Annotated in this window: 16 protein-coding genes; 11 read left to right on the top strand and 5 right to left on the bottom strand. The window is 71.4% G+C overall.

The genetic code is table 11. The features are described 5' to 3' along the window. Window positions 1–89 precede the first annotated feature (89 nt). The 10 genes from ABZX11_RS29570 to ABZX11_RS29525 all read left to right on the top strand — a co-directional run bounded on the left by ABZX11_RS29570 (window position 90) and on the right by ABZX11_RS29525 (window position 11,809). The gene (locus ABZX11_RS29570; RefSeq protein ID WP_354919113.1) at window positions 90–1,748 is read left to right on the top strand and encodes a thiamine pyrophosphate-dependent enzyme; all 1,659 of its coding nucleotides are present in this window, start codon (window positions 90–92) and stop codon (window positions 1,746–1,748) included. 214 nt (window positions 1,749–1,962) lie between these two features. Next, complete coding sequence (locus ABZX11_RS29565; RefSeq protein ID WP_176173549.1) at window positions 1,963–2,133, top strand: hypothetical protein; 171 nt, start codon at window positions 1,963–1,965, stop codon at window positions 2,131–2,133. Window positions 2,134–2,340: 207 nt separating this feature from the next. Next, window positions 2,341–2,544, top strand: coding sequence for a cold-shock protein (locus tag ABZX11_RS29560; RefSeq protein WP_004563013.1), 204 nt, complete (start codon window positions 2,341–2,343; stop codon window positions 2,542–2,544). 64 nt (window positions 2,545–2,608) lie between these two features. Beyond that, the gene (locus ABZX11_RS29555) at window positions 2,609–2,833 is read left to right on the top strand and encodes a heavy-metal-associated domain-containing protein (RefSeq protein WP_354918936.1); all 225 of its coding nucleotides are present in this window, start codon (window positions 2,609–2,611) and stop codon (window positions 2,831–2,833) included. Between the two features lie 208 nt (window positions 2,834–3,041). Next, a complete protein-coding gene (locus ABZX11_RS29550; RefSeq protein ID WP_176173547.1) occupies window positions 3,042–4,076 on the top strand; it encodes an NAD(+)/NADH kinase in 1,035 nt (344 codons plus the stop codon). Continuing rightward, window positions 4,073–4,816: a thiamine pyrophosphate-dependent enzyme gene (locus tag ABZX11_RS29545; RefSeq protein ID WP_354918933.1), complete on the top strand. Its 744-nt coding sequence runs from the start codon at window positions 4,073–4,075 to the stop codon at window positions 4,814–4,816. The genes ABZX11_RS29550 and ABZX11_RS29545 overlap by 4 nt, the downstream gene beginning before the upstream one ends. An 86-nt stretch (window positions 4,817–4,902) precedes the next feature. Then, the gene (locus ABZX11_RS29540) at window positions 4,903–6,165 is read left to right on the top strand and encodes a GAF domain-containing protein (protein WP_176173545.1); all 1,263 of its coding nucleotides are present in this window, start codon (window positions 4,903–4,905) and stop codon (window positions 6,163–6,165) included. A gap of 416 nt (window positions 6,166–6,581) precedes the next feature. Then, window positions 6,582–7,991, top strand: coding sequence for a hypothetical protein (locus ABZX11_RS29535; RefSeq protein WP_354918930.1), 1,410 nt, complete (start codon window positions 6,582–6,584; stop codon window positions 7,989–7,991). Continuing rightward, complete coding sequence (locus tag ABZX11_RS29530; RefSeq protein ID WP_254897032.1) at window positions 7,988–8,962, top strand: glutamate ABC transporter substrate-binding protein; 975 nt, start codon at window positions 7,988–7,990, stop codon at window positions 8,960–8,962. Before ABZX11_RS29535 ends, ABZX11_RS29530 begins: the two co-directional genes overlap by 4 nt. A 60-nt stretch (window positions 8,963–9,022) precedes the next feature. Beyond that, entirely contained in the window at window positions 9,023–11,809 is a 2,787-nt protein-coding gene (locus ABZX11_RS29525) for a tetratricopeptide repeat protein (RefSeq protein WP_354918925.1), read from the top strand. Here the strand turns inward: ABZX11_RS29525 and ABZX11_RS29520 are convergent, their stop codons facing one another. Beyond that, window positions 11,810–12,403, bottom strand: a complete 594-nt coding sequence (locus ABZX11_RS29520; RefSeq protein WP_176173542.1) for a PaaI family thioesterase — start codon at window positions 12,401–12,403, stop codon at window positions 11,810–11,812. It lies immediately after the preceding gene. A 237-nt stretch (window positions 12,404–12,640) separates the two neighbouring features. On the opposite strand from ABZX11_RS29520, the gene ABZX11_RS29515 reads away from it, so the two are divergent. Continuing rightward, window positions 12,641–13,975 carry an MFS transporter gene (locus tag ABZX11_RS29515; protein WP_354918922.1) on the top strand — a complete coding sequence of 445 codons (1,335 nt, stop codon included), beginning with the start codon at window positions 12,641–12,643 and terminating at the stop codon, window positions 13,973–13,975. A gap of 186 nt (window positions 13,976–14,161) precedes the next feature. On the opposite strand, the gene ABZX11_RS29510 is transcribed toward ABZX11_RS29515, so the two are convergent. The 4 genes from ABZX11_RS29510 to ABZX11_RS29495 form a co-directional block, all read right to left on the bottom strand. Continuing rightward, entirely contained in the window at window positions 14,162–14,641 is a 480-nt protein-coding gene (locus tag ABZX11_RS29510) for a hypothetical protein (protein WP_354918919.1), read from the bottom strand. A 5-nt stretch (window positions 14,642–14,646) separates the two neighbouring features. Next, complete coding sequence (locus ABZX11_RS29505; RefSeq protein ID WP_176173539.1) at window positions 14,647–15,201, bottom strand: SigE family RNA polymerase sigma factor; 555 nt, start codon at window positions 15,199–15,201, stop codon at window positions 14,647–14,649. Between the two features lie 4 nt (window positions 15,202–15,205). Next, window positions 15,206–15,514 carry a hypothetical protein gene (locus tag ABZX11_RS29500; protein WP_176173538.1) on the bottom strand — a complete coding sequence of 103 codons (309 nt, stop codon included), beginning with the start codon at window positions 15,512–15,514 and terminating at the stop codon, window positions 15,206–15,208. Window positions 15,515–15,705: 191 nt separating this feature from the next. Next, window positions 15,706–16,917: an Ig-like domain-containing protein gene (locus tag ABZX11_RS29495; RefSeq protein WP_176173537.1), complete on the bottom strand. Its 1,212-nt coding sequence runs from the start codon at window positions 16,915–16,917 to the stop codon at window positions 15,706–15,708. Window positions 16,918–17,250: the final 333 nt, after the last annotated feature.

Here is a 17,250-nt window from a genome sequence, read left to right as displayed (position 1 = left end):
GACATTCGGCCTATCCTTGTCCGGTTTCGGTGAAGATCACTTGACTGCACTGAACGGTGCCCGCCTAAGCTCTCCTCATTAGATACCAACTGGGAGCGACCGTCGCCCAGACGGCCGTGCGGATCCTGACCGAGGCGCGTGTCCGCCGCGTGTACGCGGTGGTCGGTGAGTCGTTCCTGGAACTGCTCGACGCCCTGCAACGGGAGCGGGAGATCACGCTGGTCTCCGCCCGTCACGACGCGGGCGCGGCGTTCATGGCGGAGGCCGAGGGGAAGCTGACCGAACGTCCCGCCGTGCTGCTCGCCAGCCGGGGGCCGAGTGCGGCGAGCCTGGCCATCGGCGTCCAAACGGCGTACCAGGACGAGACGCCGATGGTCGTCCTGCTGGAGACGCCGGCGACCGGACCCGTGCCGCTGTCGTCGGGGGAGCTGCCGACGTCGGACCTCACGGCCATGTTCGAGTCGATCGCCAAGTCGACATTGCGGGTGACCGACCCGGACGGGCTGCCGGGGCTGCTCGCGCACGCGCTGACGACGTCGCAGGAAGGGCGGCCGGGGCCGGTCGTGCTCGGCGTGCCCTGCGACATCTGGGGCATGCCCTACGACGCGGCCAAGCCGATGGCGCGGGTGCGGCCGCCCGCGTCCGGGACGCTGGGCCGTTCGGCGGACGCTGTGGCGCAGCTGGTGGACGAGGCCAAATACCCCGTGGTCATCGTCGGCGGGCGGGCGCGGTCGGCGCGAGACGAACTCATCGCCGTGGCCGATGAGCTTGCGCTGCCCGTCTACAACGCCTTCCGGCGGCAGGACGCCTTCCCCGAAAACCACGCCCGGTACGCCGGTCACCTGGGGCTCGGCATCCCGGCCCGGCAGCTGGACGCCCTGGAGCGCGCGGACCTGGTGCTCGCGCTCGGGACCCAGCTCGACGAGGTGACCACCCAGGCCTACCGCTACCCGACCCCTCAGCAAACGCTGGTCATGGTCGGCACCGGCATCGACGTGAGCCCGAAGCGGCGGGGGCTGACCTTCCGCGTGGACTCCGAGGTCGAGCCGTTCCTGCGGGAGCTACGTGAGGTCGCGGCGCCGCGGACGCGGCGGGCTTCGGCCGCCAACGCCGCCGTCCACACCTTCATGACTCCGCCCGACACCAGCGGGAACACGCGGGTGCACCCCGTCGACGTCGTGCGGGCGCTGCGGAAGCTGGCGCCCGAGGACACCATCGTGACCAGCGACGCCGGGAACTTCGCCCAGTTCATGCACCGCTACTGGTGCTTCACCGCGCCGCGCAGCCAGCTCGGTCCGAGCAACGCCGCCATGGGCTACGCCGTGCCGGCCGCTGTCGCGGCGAAGCTGACCGAACCGCGGCGGACCGTCGTCGCCATGGTCGGGGACGCCGGGACGCTCATGACCGGCCAGGAGATCGAAACGGCCGTCCGGTACCGGGCGCCGGTGATGGTGGTCGTCTTCCAGAACGGCGTTCACGGCGCGCTCGCGATGCACCAGGCCCGCACCTACGGCCGGCTCACCGGGGTGTCCATCCCGTTGACCGACTTCGCCTCGTGGGCGCGTGGGCTGGGCGCGGCCGGGTACACCGTGGACGATCGCGAAGAGCTCGAGCCCATCATCGCCAGCGCGCTGGTGCGGCAGCGGCCGTGCGTCATCGACGTGCGGACCGACCCCGATGTCGTGACCCCGGACGTGCGGATCTCGGCCCTGCTCGGGCAGGCGCGTCCGCAACCTCCCGCCCAGTAACGGTTTTACTCCGTTTCGTTCCGGAAAATCCCGGGAATGTCGTGTGGTAGCAGGGCGTTGGCTCGGGTAACCTGGCGGTGTTCCGGTGGTGGTTCGCCGCTGAACCTTCCCGGCCGGGTCCCGGCGGGAGACAACCGGTTTCTGTCGGTGCCGCATGGCACCATCACGGTCATGACCCGCGCCGAAGCGGGCAGGGAACGAGGGGAGTTTCGACGTGACCGATCACCAGCACGCATCCGACCAGCTGAAGTCCTCCGGCGTCGTACCGGTGCTGTTCAGCGCCAGCGCGGAAGCCCACGACGACGCGGTGGTGGCCGCCGATCGGGACGCCGCCTGGCGCTCGCCGTTCGCCACCGAGGGGCTGCGCCCCGCGAGTGGCGAATAGCTCACCCCGCCCGGGTGAAGATGGCTTGTCCGCCCTGGTCAAGGTGTGCTTTACTGCTTAAGGTCTCGATTTTTGTGTTCGTGTTGAGTCACGCTCGCAGAAAGTCAGCGGGCGTAGTGTCTCCTCACCGAGGAAGCAAACCGTCCGGGTGCTGACCCGGGTCGCCGAAGTGGCTTCCTGTTTTGGTGTTACACATGGAGATTTTTGATGACTCAGGGCACTGTGAAGTGGTTCAACTCCGAGAAGGGGTTCGGCTTCATCACCCCCGACAACGGTGGCGGCGACGTCTTCGTTCACTACAGCGAGATCCAGGGTAACGGCTTCCGTACCCTCGAGGAGAACGCTCGCGTCGAGTTCGAGATCGGCCAGGGCCAGAAGGGCCCGCAGGCCACGTCGGTCACCGTGATCTGACTTTGATCTTGGGAAAGGGCCGTCACCCGTTCGGGGTGGCGGCCCTTTTCGTAAGCTGCGCACCATGATCGAGCACGGTTACACCGTTTCCGGGATGAGCTGCGGGCACTGCGCCCAGTCGGTGACCGAAGAAATCACAGCGCTGCCGGGAGTGGCCGAAGTGGACGTCGACGTCGCGGCGCGCCGGGTGCTCGTGCGGGCCGAGACCGCGCTGGCCGAAGACGACGTCCGGGCCGCGGTCACCGAAGCCGGCTTCACCTACGAGGGCGTCGCCGACCTGGTTCCGTAGGTCGCTGCTGCCGCGACGTCGTCCTGGTTGGTTCTTACCCGCCCGGCTCTTCCAGGTTGGACTGTCCACTGGCGACCACAGAGTGGGACGCCGGTGTGATCTACATCGCTTCGTCACGCGTTCACGTGCACACTGCAACGCCCTGCAACCCTTCCGTTTTGCCCGATCACGGAGTCTCCTGTTCTCCAGGGAAAGAACGGGAGGTCAGGTGGGCGAAACGGTGGCGGGGATCGTCGCGAACCCCGCTTCGGGGCGGGACATCCGCCGGCTGGTCGCTCAGGCGTCGGTGTTCCCCACCGCCGAGAAGGCGAACATGGTCCAGCGGCTGCTGGCGGCGTTCGCCGTCGCCGGGCTCGACCGGGCCCTGGTCTCGACCGACCTCGGCGGGATCTCCGCCGCGGTCCTGCGGGCGCTCGGCCGCGGCGGCTCCTGGCCGAAGGTCGACTTCTGTGAGGAAGACGCTCTCACCGGCACCGCCGCCGACACCACGAACGCCGTGCGCCGCATGGTCGACGCCGGTGCCGGGGTCATCGTCGTCCTGGGTGGGGACGGGACGGCGCGAGTGGCCGCCGCGGCCTGCGAAGACGTTCCGCTGCTCGCCCTCTCGACCGGGACCAACAACGTCTTCCCGCAGGTGCGGGAGGCGACCGTCGCCGGCTTGGCCGCCGGGCTGATCGCCACCGGGCAGATCGATCCGGACCTCGTCACCCACCGCGTCAGCGTGCTGGAGGTCGTCACCAAAGCCCGCCGGGAGATCGCGCTCGTGGACGTCTGCGTGTCGCTGAGCAGGCACATCGGAGCGCGGGCGTTGTGGGACCCGTCCTCGCTCACCGAGCTGTACTGCACCTTCGCCGAACCGGACGGCATCGGGCTCTCGAGCGTTCCAGGCCAACTCTGTCCCAGCCCGCGGTCGAGCCCGGACGGCGTCGCACTGCAGCTCGGGCCGGTCGGGGAGACGCCGTACGTCGTGCACGCGCCGATCGCGCCCGGGCTCGTGCGGCCGGTCGGCGTGCGCGGCTGGGGGCTGCTGCAGCCCGGCGTGCGCGTCGAACTCGCCGCGGCGGGCGGGGTCATCGCGCTCGACGGTGAACGCGAGCTCGAGCTCAAAACCGGGGAGAGCGCGTTCGTCGAGCTCAAGCCGGACGGGCCGTGGGTGGTCGACGTCCGGGCGGCGATGGCGGAGGCGGCGAGGAAAGGGCTGTTGCGCACGGAAACCGATCCGGGGAAGGAGCGCCGGAGATGACGGACGCCCTCCAAGGTGCCTACCGCGTCATGCGGACGATCAGGGCCGTCGAAGAACAGGTCCGTGCGACCGGCGACCGCCGGTATCCCAGTGAGGAGGCCCTCGCCGCCGGTGTCTGCCTCCACCTCGACGGCCGGGACGCCATCGCCGGCACCCACCGCCGACACGGGCACCGCATCGCCAAGGGCGTCGACGTGCGGGCCGTCCTGGCCGAGATCCGGCGTCACCCGCCGGCCGTGACGGACACCCTCGGCGGGGTCCCGCTGCTGATCTGCGGTGCCGCGATCGCCGCGAAACAGCAGAACACCGGCGGCGTCGGCGTCGCCTTCCTCGGCGACGGGCCGGGGACGACGCTGGAGGCGCTGAACCTCGCGTCGGCCTGGCACCTGCCCGCCATCTTCGTCACCGAGGACACCGGTTACGCCGATCGGGTGGCCGGGCTCGGCGTGCCGGGAGTCGTCGTCGACGGATCCGACTTCTTCGCCGTGCACGAAGCAGCGGGAGAAGCGGTCGGCCGGGCTCGCCGCGGCGGTGGCCCGACGCTCATCGAAGCCGGCTTCCCACGGCACGTCGGCGACTGCCTCCAGCGGTTCCGCAGCCGCGTCACCGACAGCGGTGAGCTGCGAGAACAGGTTCTCGACGCGATCGACGCCGAGGTCGCCAGGCTCATCGAAGACTCGGTCTCCGCGCCCGGAGCCGCTCGGGACGACGTCGAGACCGACGTCTACGTCTCCTACTGACCGGCCACAAACCGCGACGTGCCCCACCTACCGATCATCCGGCCGAAACGGCAGACTCCCGGGAGGCACAGCACAAGGAGCGGCGGTTGGGGCAGCGAGACCTCGAGGCGGCGTTGCCGGTCGGGGCGGATCCCCGGCGGCACGCCCGTGTCCTCGCGCAGGTGCACGAAGCGGCCCTCAACGGCCAGGCCCTGCCCAGCAGGCCGCGGCCGGTCATCGCCGCGTCCTGGCAGCGCATGCGCCGGCTCGGCATGGACCCGGACAGCCGGGCCGCCGCGCCCGTCCTGAGCTTCGCGCAGCTGGAAGCCCGTCGCCGGGCCAGCGGGCTCGCCGAGGCGCTGCCGGTCCTGCGCGGCGCCCTGATCAGCCTCGCCGAGCAGGCCGCGCACATCATGGTGATCGCCGACGCCGGCGGCGCCGTCCTCTGGCGGGACGGCAGCGCCGCGGTCCGCCGCCGTGCCGACCGGCTCGGGTTCGTCGAAGGCGCCGACTGGCAGGAGGAGTCCGTCGGCACCAACGCGATCGGCACCGCGCTCGTCGCGCGCGCTCCGATCCAGGTGTACTCCGCCGAGCACTACGTCCGCGCCCAGCACTCCTGGACGTGCGCGGCCGCGCCGCTGCACGACCCGCGCGACGGCAGGCTGCTCGGCGTCGTCGACCTCTCCGGCCCGGCCTCGACCGTCCACGCGACGACGTTGGCGCTGGTCGACGCCGTGACGCAGCTCGCGGAAGCCCAGCTGCGCACCACCCACCTCACCGAGCTCGAACGGCTGCGCGGCTTCGCCGGCCCGGTCCTCGCCAAGGTCGGCGGGCGGGCGATGGTCACCGACGAGCACGGCTGGGTCGCCGCGTCCACCGGGCTCGCGCCGGTCGACCGGGTCGCGCTGCCCACCGGCCTCGGGCCCGGGCGGGCGTGGCTGCCCACGTACGGCGACTGCTCGGTCGAGCCGGTGCCCGGCGGCTGGCTGCTCCGGCTGACCGAGCACGACGCCGCCCCGCCGACCCGCGTCGTGCTCGACGTCCGGTCGCCGCGGGAGCCGGAGCTCACCGTGGCCACGGCCGCGGGGACCTGGACGCACCGGCTCAGCCCGCGCCACGCCGAAGTCCTGTACGTCCTGGCCAGCCGCCGCGACGGGCGGTCGGCTTCCGAGTTGTCGGCCGACCTGTTCGGCGACGCCGGCCGGGCGGTCACCGTCCGCGCCGAGATGTCGCGCCTGAGACGCCACTTCGGCGGCATCCTCGGCGCAAAGCCGTACCGCTTCGCCGACGACGTCGAGGTGGTCGTCCGGCGGCCGCCGGATCCCGAAGCCGTGCTCCCGCACTCGCTCGCCCCGGCCATCCGCGGCTGACTCCCCGGCAACGCGGGATCATGGAGCCGCGCATTCCCTTGGCGCGCTGGACGTGGAGCTCGCCGAGGTACTGACGGCCATACAGTCCGATGTGGACGGTGTGGGTCGCGACGTCCGGAACACCCTCGGCCGATTCACCCGGACAGGTGAAGGGCTGGCAGGCGGCACGCCGTCGTCGGGCCCGAAGACGATCACCGGCGCGTGCCCGCGGAAGCCCGCACCTGAGCACAAGTGTGCGCCGGAACACGTCCGCCCAGATCACGTGCTGGTGACAGCGGGCGGTGCCGGTGGCTGCGCGCGCGGCGACTCGGCTACCTTCTGCGGGTACGGCTCACAGCGATCTTTTTCGGGGGCTCCGGGAGGCGAAGCCCCCGGCCTGGGGCGATGCCCCGGATGGCAGGGGGAGGAATTCGGGGATGACCAGCACCGCGACGGCCCCGGCGCCCGCGCCGGGAGCTCCGCCGTCGCCACCGGACAACCGCGACCGCACCGGGGGCCGCAGCGGCCTGCTGGGGCTGCTCGAGCTGCCGGGCCAGGGCGTCCGCGCGGTCGTCCGCTCGGCCGCGACGACACCCGGCCGGCTCACCGTGATCGCCGTCGGGCTGGTGCTGCTGGCCCTCGTCGCCGGGTTCGTCGCGACGCTGTCGGTGCAGGACCGCGACGACACGATCAGCGGCGTCATCGACCGCCGCGAACCGCTCGCCGCCGCGTCGCAGCAGGTCTACCGCTCGCTTTCCGACGCCGACGCGACCGCCGCCAGCGCGTTCCTCTCCATCGGCACCGAGCCGCCCGCGCTGCGCCAGCGCTACGAGCGGGACATCGCCGAAGCAGGCGCCGCGCTCGCCAAGGCCGCTTCCGACAGCGCGGACGTCGCCGCCGCGGCCACCCCGGTCGACGTGCTGAACCAGCAGCTGCCCGTCTACACCGGGCTCGTCGAGACGGCCCGGGCGAACAACCGGCTCGGCTACCCGGTCGGCGCCTCCTACCTGCGCGAGGCGTCCGAGCTGATGCGGGCGAAGATCCTGCCCGCCGCACAGGACCTCTACCGCGTCGACACCGAACGGCTCATCGAAGAGCAGGACAGCGCCACCGGTTTCCCGTGGCTCGCCACGATCCTGGTGGTGGCGCTGCTGGCCGCGCTGATCGTCGCCCAGGTCTACCTGACGCGGCGCACCAACCGGCTGCTGAACGTCGGGCTCGTCGTCGCGACGGCCGCCGTCGTGGTGTCGCTGCTGTGGGGCGCGGTCGCGCTGATCGTGCAGGGCAGCCTGGTCGGCAGCGGCCAGGAGGACGGCTCGCACCGCGTCGACGTGCTCGTCCGCGCGCGGATCGCCGCGCTGCAGGCCCGCGCCGACGAAACGCTGACGCTGGTCGCCCGCGGCGACGGCGGCGCGTACGAGAAGGACTTCGGCGCCAAGGCCGTCCAGCTGGTCGGCGAGGACGGCCAGGGGGGCCTCCTCGGCGAAGCCCGCGGCCTGATCAAGGACGGCGACGGCGCCACGAAGGTCGCCGACGCGTCCGCGGCCGCGACCGACTGGCTGAAGGCGCACCGGCAGGTCCGCGCCCAGGACGACGCCGGCGCGTACCAGGAAGCCGTCGACTCCGCCGTCAAGGAGGACGCGAAGGGCGGCTCGGCGCCGGCGTTCCGGCGGCTCGACGACAGCCTCCAGGCCGCGATCGACGTCGGCAGGCAGGACTTCGTCGACGACACCCACAACGGCGACCGCGCGCTGACGGTCCTCGCACCCGGCCTGGCCGTGCTGGCGATCGTCGCCGCGGCTGGTGTCACCATGGGGATCCGGGAGCGACTGAGGGAGTACCGGTGAGCAGGCGGCGGAACACGGTCCGAGCGGGCGTGCTGGCGGTCGTCGCGCTGCTGGCGGCGTCCTGCGGCAGCCCCGGGAAACCGGTCGACCCGGCTCCGGTGAGCAACGCGGCCTGGCCGCAGCCCGCGCACGTAGGCGGCCCGGACGCGACGGCGGGCGGGACCTCCGACACCAGCTGCAACCCGCTGGCCAGCCTGTCGCCCTCCAGCACCACCGTCCCCGACAACTCGACGATGTCGGACATCAAGAAGCGCGGGAAGCTGATCGCCGGGGTCGACCAGACGACCTACCTGTTCGGGTTCCGCAACCCCACCTCGGGCAACCTCGAGGGCTTCGACATCGACATGGTCAACGCGGTCGCCAAGGCGATCTTCGGCTCGGCCGACGGGCACGTCCAGTTCCGCGCGATCCCGTCTTCGCAGCGCGAGGAGGTGCTGAAGAAGCACCAGGTCGACATCGTGGTCCGGACCTACAGCATCACCTGCGCGCGCAAGAAGGACGTCGAGTTCTCCTCCGTGTACTACGTGGCGGGCCAGAAGGTCCTGGTGCCGAAGGAGTCGAAGGCGCAGAACCTGTCGGACCTCAACGGCAAGCGGGTGTGCGCGACCAAGAAGTCGACGTCGCTGGCGAAGATCGCGACGGACCCGGCCAAGCCGGTGCCGGTTTCGGTGGACAACTGGTCGGACTGCCTGGTGATGCTCCAGCAGGGCCAGGTCGAGGCGGTGTCGACCGACGACACCATCCTCGCCGGGATGGCCGCGCAGGATTCGACCCTGGAAGTCCGCGGCGACCGGTTGACGCAGGAGAACTACGGCATCGGCGTGCCGAAGGACAACGAGGACATGGTCCGCTACGTCAACGCGGTGCTCGACCAGATCCGCGGCAACGGCGTCTGGCAGGACAGCTACCGCCGCTGGGTGGAAGCCCGCCTCGGCCCGGCTTCGCCGCCGTCGCCCCAGTACCAGCAGTGAAGGTAGCTCAGCGCGACTAGGATCGATCTCCGCACGTCGCAGGGGATCCGGGAGGTAGCAGTGTCGGAGGAGCCGCGCCGTCCTCGGCACGCCGCGCCGGACGACGAGCCGCAGCAGGTGGCCACGCCGAGCTGGCGGCCGCCACCACCGGTGCGGTGGGAGACGCCGGAGCCGTCGATCTCCGGACGGCTCGACGAAGGCGAACCGGCACCGGCCGGCGGGCAGGTCCCGGCGCAGACACCTCCCACGCAGACACCTCCCGCGCAGACACCGCCGGTGCGGCGCCCGCCGACGCCGCCGCGCGGACAGGCCGCCGCCCGCCCGCCGATCCCCGGTGCCGAAGACCCGACCCGCCCGCCGGGCAGCATCGCGCCCGTCGCGCCGCCGACGCCGGCCGCTGACGCCCCGCAGTCACCGAAGGTGCCGGTGACGCCGGCCGCGCGTCCGGACACCGACGCGCCGCAGCCGCCGAACGTGCCGGTCGCGCCGGCGACGCAGGCCCTGCGCCCGGACCCCAACGCGCCGCAGCCGACGAGCGTGCTCGCCGCACCGGCGCCGGAGACCCAGAGCATCATGCCGCCGGTGCCGCGGCCGGACACCGGTCCCGACGCCCCGTTGCCGGACCCGGGCACCGAAAGCGTCCTGCCCGAGCGCACCAGCGAAGGACGGCACACCGGCACGGGCACCGGGACGGGAACGGGCACCGGCAGCGGTTCGGCCTCCGGCTCCGGTGCGTTCCCCGGCACTTCGCGGCGGACGTCGTCGCGGACGTCCCGGTCCCGCCGCGGCCGCTTGGGCGCCGGGCTGGTCGAGGTCCCGCCGGTGCCCGCGCGCGACCCCGCGTCCGCGGTGCTGACGAACCCGGTGGTGTCGGAGGAAAAGCGGTTCTGCGGCAGCTGCAGCGCCAAGGTCGGCCGCGGTAAGGACGGGAAACCCGGTTCTCCGGAAGGGAAGTGCGAGAACTGCGGCGCGCCGTTCTCCTTCCTCCCGAAGCTGCAGCCGCACGAGCTCGTCGGCGGCCAGTACGAGGTCCTCGGTGCGATCGCCTACGGCGGTCTCGGCTGGATCTACCTGGCGCAGGACCACAACGTCAGCGACCGCTGGGTCGTCCTCAAAGGACTGATCGACACCGGCGACGCGACGGCGATGGCGGCCGCGGCCAACGAGCAGCGGTTCCTCGCCGAGGTCGAGCACCCGAACATCGTCAAGATCCACAACTTCGTGCAGCACCCGGACGCCCACAGCGGCACGACCACCGGCTACATCGTGATGGAGTACGTCGGCGGCCAGTCGCTGCGGCAGCTCGCGCTGGCGCACCACCGGGAAAGCCGCCGTCCGGAGCCGCTGCCGATCGGCCAGGTCATCGCCTACGGGCTGGAGATCCTGCCCGCGCTGGGTTATCTGCACAGCCAGGGCCTGCTCTACTGCGACCTCAAGCCGGACAACGTCATCCAGACCAACGAGCAGCTGAAGCTGATCGACCTCGGCGCGGTCCGCCGCACCGACGACTACGAGAGCCCGCTGTTCTTCACCACCGGCTACAGCGCGCCGGAACTGCCGACGCAGGGCGCGTCGATCGCGTCGGACCTGTTCACCGTCGGGCGCACGCTCGCCGTGCTCAGCTTCGAGTTCACCGGCTACACCACCAAGTTCAAGACCACCCTGCCCGGCCCGGACGCCGTCCCGCTGTTCGCGCTGTTCGGTTCGTACTACCGGTTCCTGCGCCGCGCGACGCACTCCGACCCGGACCGGCGGTTCCTCTCCGCCGAGGAGATGTCCGACCAGCTCACCGGCGTGCTGCGCGAGATCATGGCGCTCGGCACCGGCAAGCCGCGGCCCGGCGCGTCGACTGTGTTCGGCCCGGAGAGCCGCACGTTCGGCGTGCAGCTGGTGGTGCCCGAAGCCGGCGCCAGCGTGCCGCTGCCGGGCGCGGACGAGGTCGTCGCCGGCCTGCCGATCCCGCAGGTGGACACGGACGACCCGGCGGCGGGCGTGCTCGCCACCACGACCGCGCTCGACCCGCGGGCCGCCATCGAGGCGCTGGCCGGGGCCCCGCGGGAGTCGATCGAGGTGCGGCTGCGGATCGTGCGCGCGCGGATCGAGCTGGGCGAGTTCGCGGAGGCCCAGCGGCAGCTGCAGGCCGCGCAGTACCTGGCCATCAAGAACGGCTACCCGCACGACTGGCGGATCGACTGGTACCGCGGCCTGATCGAGCTCGCGGGCGGCCGTTCGCGGGTTGCGCACGTCGCCTTCGAAGCGGTGTACGACGACCTGCCCGGCGAAGTCGCCCCGAAGCTCGCGCTGGGCATCAGCGCCGAAGGCGTCGGCGACTACTTCGCCGCCGCGCGCTTCTACGAACTCGTGTGGCGCACCGACCGCACGTACGTCAGCGCCGCCTTCGGCCTCGCCCGCGTCTACCTGGCGCAGGGCGCGCGGGCGAGCGCGGTCGAGGTGCTCGAAACCGTGCCGCCGTCCTCGACGCACTACGTCGACGCGCAGGTCGCCGCGATCAAGATCAAAACCACCGCGACCAAGGCCAACGGCCGCGAAACCCCGGTCACCGAGCACGACCTGCTCGACGCGTCGGCCCGGCTCGAGCGGCTCCGGCTCGACGTCGAACGGCGGACGCGCCTGTCCGCGGGCGTGCTCGAAGCCGCGCACGAGTGGCTCAAGGAGGGCAAGCCCACGCCGGGCGCGCACGTGCTGGGGTGCCGGCTCGAAGAACGCGAGCTGCGGTTCGGCCTCGAGCGGTGCTACCGGGCGCTGGCGCGGCTGGCGGGCACGCTCGACGAACGCATCGAGCTGGTGGACCGGGCGAACGCGATCCGGCCCCGGACGCTCACCTGATCAGGGGTTGATCTCCCAGTCGCGTTCGCCGCGCTCACGCTGGTTCTTCTCATGCTGCGCGGCCAGCTTCTCCAGCGCCTGCGGGTCGCCGTGGGTGCTGAAGTGCTCGAAGCCGACGACGACGAACAGCGCCCGCGCGCTGACCGCGATCGGGCCGTCCTCGGCGTCGAGGCGGCCGTCGGCACTGACGTAGATCTTGCGGCCGGCGATGCCGTCCAGCCGGGTCGCGATGAACAGCGTCGAGCCGACCGGGACCGGCCGCCGGAAGTCCGTCTCGAGCTTGCCGGTGACCGCCGGGCGGCGCATCAGGTTGCCGACCGCCGAGCCGAGCGCCTCGTCGAACGCGCAGGCCAGCAGGCCGCCGTGGGCCAGGCCGGGTGCGCCCTGGTGGGCCGCGGTGACGGTGAACCGCGAGTGCACGACCTGGCCTTCGCCGACGGTCGAGCGCAGGTGCAGCCCGGCGTCGGCCTCGTCGCCGCACCCGAAGCACTCCGCGAAGTGCACGCCGAGCTCGGTGCCCGGCGCCGGTGCCTTGGGGTGCGGGACCGCGGGCTCCACCGGGACCGGCGGCCAGGGTTGAGAAACACGACTCATGCGCTGACGTTAACTCGCCGGTAGACACCGCCCACGCCCGGGCCGCGAGGTATGTCCGCAACACCTACCACTCAGTAGCCGGAAAGTTCCCCACTGTACACAATTTCCGGCTCAGACTGCCGACCCGGGAGAGCCGGTCAAGACTGGGTCGATGAGCTCGAACGGCCCAGTGGGCACTGCACGGGAGGAGTCGTCGCCGGCATGAGCGAAACAGCAGCAACGACGGGCAATCCGTCAGTGGACGAGAGAACCGTCAAGCGCGCCGTCTGGGCTTCGGCCATGGGCAACGCCACCGAGTGGTACGACTACGGCGTCTTCACCTCGGGCGCGATCGCCGCCAGCATCGGCACGTTGTTCTTCCCCGGCGAAGGCAACGCGGTCCTGAAGTCGCTGGCGCTGCTCGCGGTCGGGTTCATCGTGCGGCCGTTCGGCGGGGCGTTCTTCGGGCCGCTCGGCGACAAGCTCGGCCGCAAGCGGGTCCTCGCCATCACCATCCTGCTGATGTCGGGCTGCACGTTCCTGGTCGGCGTGCTGCCGACGTACTCCGGCAGCTACAGCATGGGCATCGCGGCCCCGATCGCGATCCTGCTGCTGCGGATCATCCAGGGCTTCTCCACCGGTGGCGAATACGGCGGAGCGGCGACGTTCATCGCCGAGTACTCCCCGACGAAGCGCCGCGGCTTCTTCGGCAGCTTCCTCGAACTCGGCACCCTGGCCGGTTACGTGCTCGGCAACCTCGTGGTGCTGTCGGTGACGCTGTCCCTGTCGCCGGAGCAGGTCGACGCCTGGGGCTGGCGGATCCCGTTCTTCGTTGCGCTGCCGCTCGGCCTGATCGGGCTCTACCTGCGGAACAAGCTCGAGGACACCCCCGAATTCCGCCGGATGGAGGCCGCGGGCGAGGCGCCGAAGAAGGCGCCGCTCAAGGAGATCTTCGTCCGCAACTGGCGGATGATCCTCAATCTGATCGGCATCGTGCTGCTGCTCAACGTGGCGGACTACCTGCTGCTCACGACCATGCCGACGTACTTCACGGACACGTTGAAGATCAACGACAACACCTCGACGTTGATCATCATCGCGGTCGAAGTCATCCAGATGGCGATCATCATCCCGCTCGGCGCGCTGTCCGACCGGATCGGCCGGAAACCGTTGCTGCTGACGGCGGCCATCGGGTTCCTGGTGCTGAGCTGGCCCTGCCTCAAGCTCATGCAGTCCGGCAGCATCCTGTGGCTGTTCGTCGGGTTCCTGATCGTGGCGATCCTGCTGGTGTTCATGCTCGCCGTGATCGGCTCGACGTTCCCGGCGATGTTCCCGACGCGCGTGCGCTACGGCTCGTTCGCGATCGGCTACAACATCTCGACGTCGCTGTTCGGCGGGACCTGCGGCGTCATCGTGACGGCGCTGATCAAGAGCACCGGCAACGAGGACTGGCCTGCCTACTACCTGATGGCGGCGGCGCTGATCGCGATCCTCCCGATCATCAAGATCCCGGAGACGTCGCAGGTGCCGATGGAACAGATCGACACCGAGGACAACACCGGCCGGCCGGCCTCCGTGGCCGCTCAGCGCTGAGCGGTCTCCGGATAGCCGTGTGCCCCGCCCGGATCACCGGGCGGGGCACACGTGCGCCGGAGGTCGCGTCGTGGCGAGGAGTGAAGCGCTTGCGGGACCACTGTCCGATCGGCACGCCACGACATCGCCACGAACCGGGCTGGGTTTTCGCCGGAAATCCACGAAATCCGGTGATCTGCACCACCGCTAGCGCGTGGTCGTCGGCGGGCCCGGCCGGGTCGCGGCCGGAACCGAAGTGGACGGCGTCGACAGCGTCGGGCGGGACGTCGGCCGCGTGCCCGCGGACGGCGTCTGCGCCACCGACGGGCGCGGGCTGCGGGTGCGGCTCTCGCCCCGCTCGGTCGACGGCTCCGCCGGAGCGATCGACGTCGCCGGCACCGGCAGCTCCGACGGCGGCGGGCCGGAGGACGTGGTGACGACCGTGGACAGCCCCGGCCCGGCCGGCTGCACCGGTTCCGGTGGGCCGGGACGGTGACCGGCCAGGAAACCGGCCACCGCGAGGACAACCGCCGTCGCGGCCGAGGTGCCGGCCACGGCCAAGCGCTTGCGTCGTCGCCGGACCCGGCCGCCGCGCTCGATCACGTCGGCGGCGTCGAGGCGCATCGGCGGCTGCGGGCCGCCGGCCGCGCCGGTCAGGAACGCGCGGACGTCGTCTTCGGGGTCCATGTTCGTCACCTCCCTTCCGTGGGTGCGCTGAAGCTCAGCGCACCGTAGTGCGGGCCGAGCCGCTTGCGCAGCGTGGCCAGGCCGCGGGAGGCCTGGCTCTTCACCGTGCCGGTGCTGCAGCCGAGGACCTTCGCCGTCTCCTCGACGCTCAGGTCCTCGAAGTACCGCAGCACCAGCACGGCGCGCTGCTTGGGGGCCAGCACGGCCAGCGCCTGCCGGACCAGTTCGTCCCGCTCGTTCGCCGCGGGCTCCGCCGGGAGCTCCGGCGGGGCGTCGGTGAGCCGCTCCCGTTTCCACCTGCTGCGCCGGTGCTCCGCGAGGAACGTGCGCAGGACGACCTTGCGCGCGTAGGCGTCCAGCGCGTCGTGCCGCGACAGCCTCGGCCAGGCGAGGTAGAGCTTGAGCAGCGCGGCCTGCGTGAGGTCTTCGGCCTGGTGCCAGTCCCCGCAGAGCAGGAAGGCGGTCGACCGCAGGCTGTGCGCGCGCTCGCCGAAGTACCGGGCGAACTCGCCGTCCCACGGCGAGCCCGGCCCGGTCGACGGACGGGAGCGGGAAATCACCTGGTTACCGGGTCTCCCACACGGCAGGCAGGTGCAGGTCGCCGGTCGGTCCGGCCGGGACCGCGCGGGGGACGCGCGCCGGGCGGGCCGGGACGGCGATCGGGGCCCGCGACGTCGCGGGGACAGCGCTCGGCGCCTGCTGGGGCCGGGTCCGGGTGGCCGGGGCGGGCGCCACGGTCGGCTCGCCGGGCCGGGTCGCCTGGGTGGTGGGGGCGGCCGGCGCCTGCGCCTCCGAAGCCAGCGCGATGCCACCGGTCAGGGCGCCACCGGCGAGCACGAGCGCGCCGAGGGTCAGGGCGATGCGGATACGCAAGACAGCTCCTCATTCTCGCGGGCGCGGCAGGGGATCGCCGCGCCTCTGCCCTTAGTCATGCGGCGGGTGATCACCTTGGTTGCACCGGATTTCGCGGGTTTTCGGGTGCGGGAACGCGAACGGCCGGGAAGCCCGCAGGGGACTTCCCGGCCGCCCGGTGGTTGCGCCGGTGGAGCAGTGGATCAGTGGGTTCAGTGGGCGAGCGCCGACAGCTTCTGCCAGCCCGCCCAGTCGTAGGTCCAGTCGCTGTAGTCGCCGTCCTTCGCGCTCAGCGTCTGCGTGCTGCCGGTGATCTCCACCGGGTCGCCGGTGAGCACGCCGTCGTAGTACTCCTTGGCGCGCGCCGGCGACAGGTTCAGGCAGCCGTGCGAGACGTTCTTCTTGCCCTGCGCCCAGACGGACGCGGCCAGGCCGTGGATGAACTCGCCGTTGTTGGAGATCCGGACCGCCCACGGCACCACGACGTTCTCGTAGTGGTACTTCGGGTTGCTCATCGCGTACGTGGCCTGCTTGCCCATGACGACGTGCACGCCGCTGTGCGTGACGCGGCCCGGGTCGGAGTCGAGGCCGTAGCTCACCGGGTAGTCGGCGATCTGCTGGCCGTCGCGGATCACCTGCATGGTGTGCTGCTGGGTGTTGCCCTTGACGATCTGCGAGCGGCCGATGGCGAAGCTGGCCGAGACGTCCTGCTTGCCGTACACGCCGTCGCCGACCTTGACGCCGTAGATCTTGGCGTTCACCTTCACCTGCGTGCCGGGCTTGAAGTACTCCTTCGGCCGCCAGTGCACCGAAGTGTCGCCTTCCATCCAGCCCCACGAGCCCTCGGTCTTCGGCGTGGTCTCGACCGACAGCGCCTTCTCGACGGAGGCCTTGTCGGTGACGCGGCTCGGGAAGGTCAGCGCGATCGGCATCGCGATGCCGTACGTCTGGCCGTCACCGACGTTCAGGCTGGCCGCCATCTGCCGCTTCGGCTTGACCGTGGTGAAGGCGCCGCCGATGGGCAGGTTCTTGCCGTCGGCGCCCTGCACCTGGCCGGACCAGGTGTAGGTCTTGCCGTAGCCGAGCTGCTCGGTGGTGTTCCAGCTCTTCTTGTCCGCCGAGGTCTGGCCCTGGACCTGCTTGCCGTCCGGGTTGGTCAGCGTGACCGACATGATCGTGCCGTCGGTGACCTGGACGCCGACCGGCTCGCCGGGAGCGACGTCCTGCGCGCCGCCGGCGGGCGACACCGTCAGCTTCGCGGGCTGCGCGCTCGGCGCGGGCGAGCTGGTCGGGCCCCCGCCCGACGAACCGCTCGCCGAGACCGTCGGTTCGCTGCTGCACGCCCCCAGCGTGAGCACGGCGACCAAGCCCAACGCCACGGCAGCGCCCCGGCGCCGCGTGGAAATCCTCACCGTCACACCCATCCCCTTTGCCCCTTTGGTGCTTCCCCCTTCGAGACGCCCCGCAGACCGGGTACGTTGAGCAACCGTGGCGTGACGAGTGTCACACTGACCGGTGAAAGCTCTCACGGAGGGGGCACAGCCGACTCCGAGCCGTATCCGGTGATCACGGTGTCGCTGTGCTGCGCCAGACTAGCCGCCGGGTACGACAGAACGGGGCGGGAGCCCTACGACGTTCCGGTGACCTTGGTGCCCAGAGCCGGTTTTCGCCTCGATCACGGGGTTCAACTTTGGCCAGATCCCGGTAGTCTGCTCTCAGGCCGTCGTTTTGCGTGTTAGTGGCTTCACACTCGCGGA

The organism is Amycolatopsis sp. NPDC004169, from assembly GCF_040610315.1.
GTDB lineage: Bacteria > Actinomycetota > Actinomycetes > Mycobacteriales > Pseudonocardiaceae > Amycolatopsis.
The sequence above is the reverse complement of the archived record's forward strand: the minus strand, read 5'-3'. Positions and strand labels throughout refer to the sequence as shown.

Excerpts from the sequence above, each read along its gene's own strand:
- ABZX11_RS29555 (WP_354918936.1), top strand. The coding sequence starts at position 2,609 with ATGATCGAGCACGGTTACACCGTTTCCGGGATGAGCTGCGGGCACTGC.
- ABZX11_RS29520 (WP_176173542.1), bottom strand. The coding sequence starts at position 12,403 with ATGAGTCGTGTTTCTCAACCCTGGCCGCCGGTCCCGGTGGAGCCCGCG.
- ABZX11_RS29495 (WP_176173537.1), bottom strand. The coding sequence starts at position 16,917 with ATGGGTGTGACGGTGAGGATTTCCACGCGGCGCCGGGGCGCTGCCGTG.
- ABZX11_RS29510 (WP_354918919.1), bottom strand. The coding sequence starts at position 14,641 with ATGGACCCCGAAGACGACGTCCGCGCGTTCCTGACCGGCGCGGCCGGC.
- ABZX11_RS29535 (WP_354918930.1), top strand. The coding sequence starts at position 6,582 with ATGACCAGCACCGCGACGGCCCCGGCGCCCGCGCCGGGAGCTCCGCCG.
- ABZX11_RS29560 (WP_004563013.1), top strand. The coding sequence starts at position 2,341 with ATGACTCAGGGCACTGTGAAGTGGTTCAACTCCGAGAAGGGGTTCGGC.
- ABZX11_RS29545 (WP_354918933.1), top strand. The coding sequence starts at position 4,073 with ATGACGGACGCCCTCCAAGGTGCCTACCGCGTCATGCGGACGATCAGG.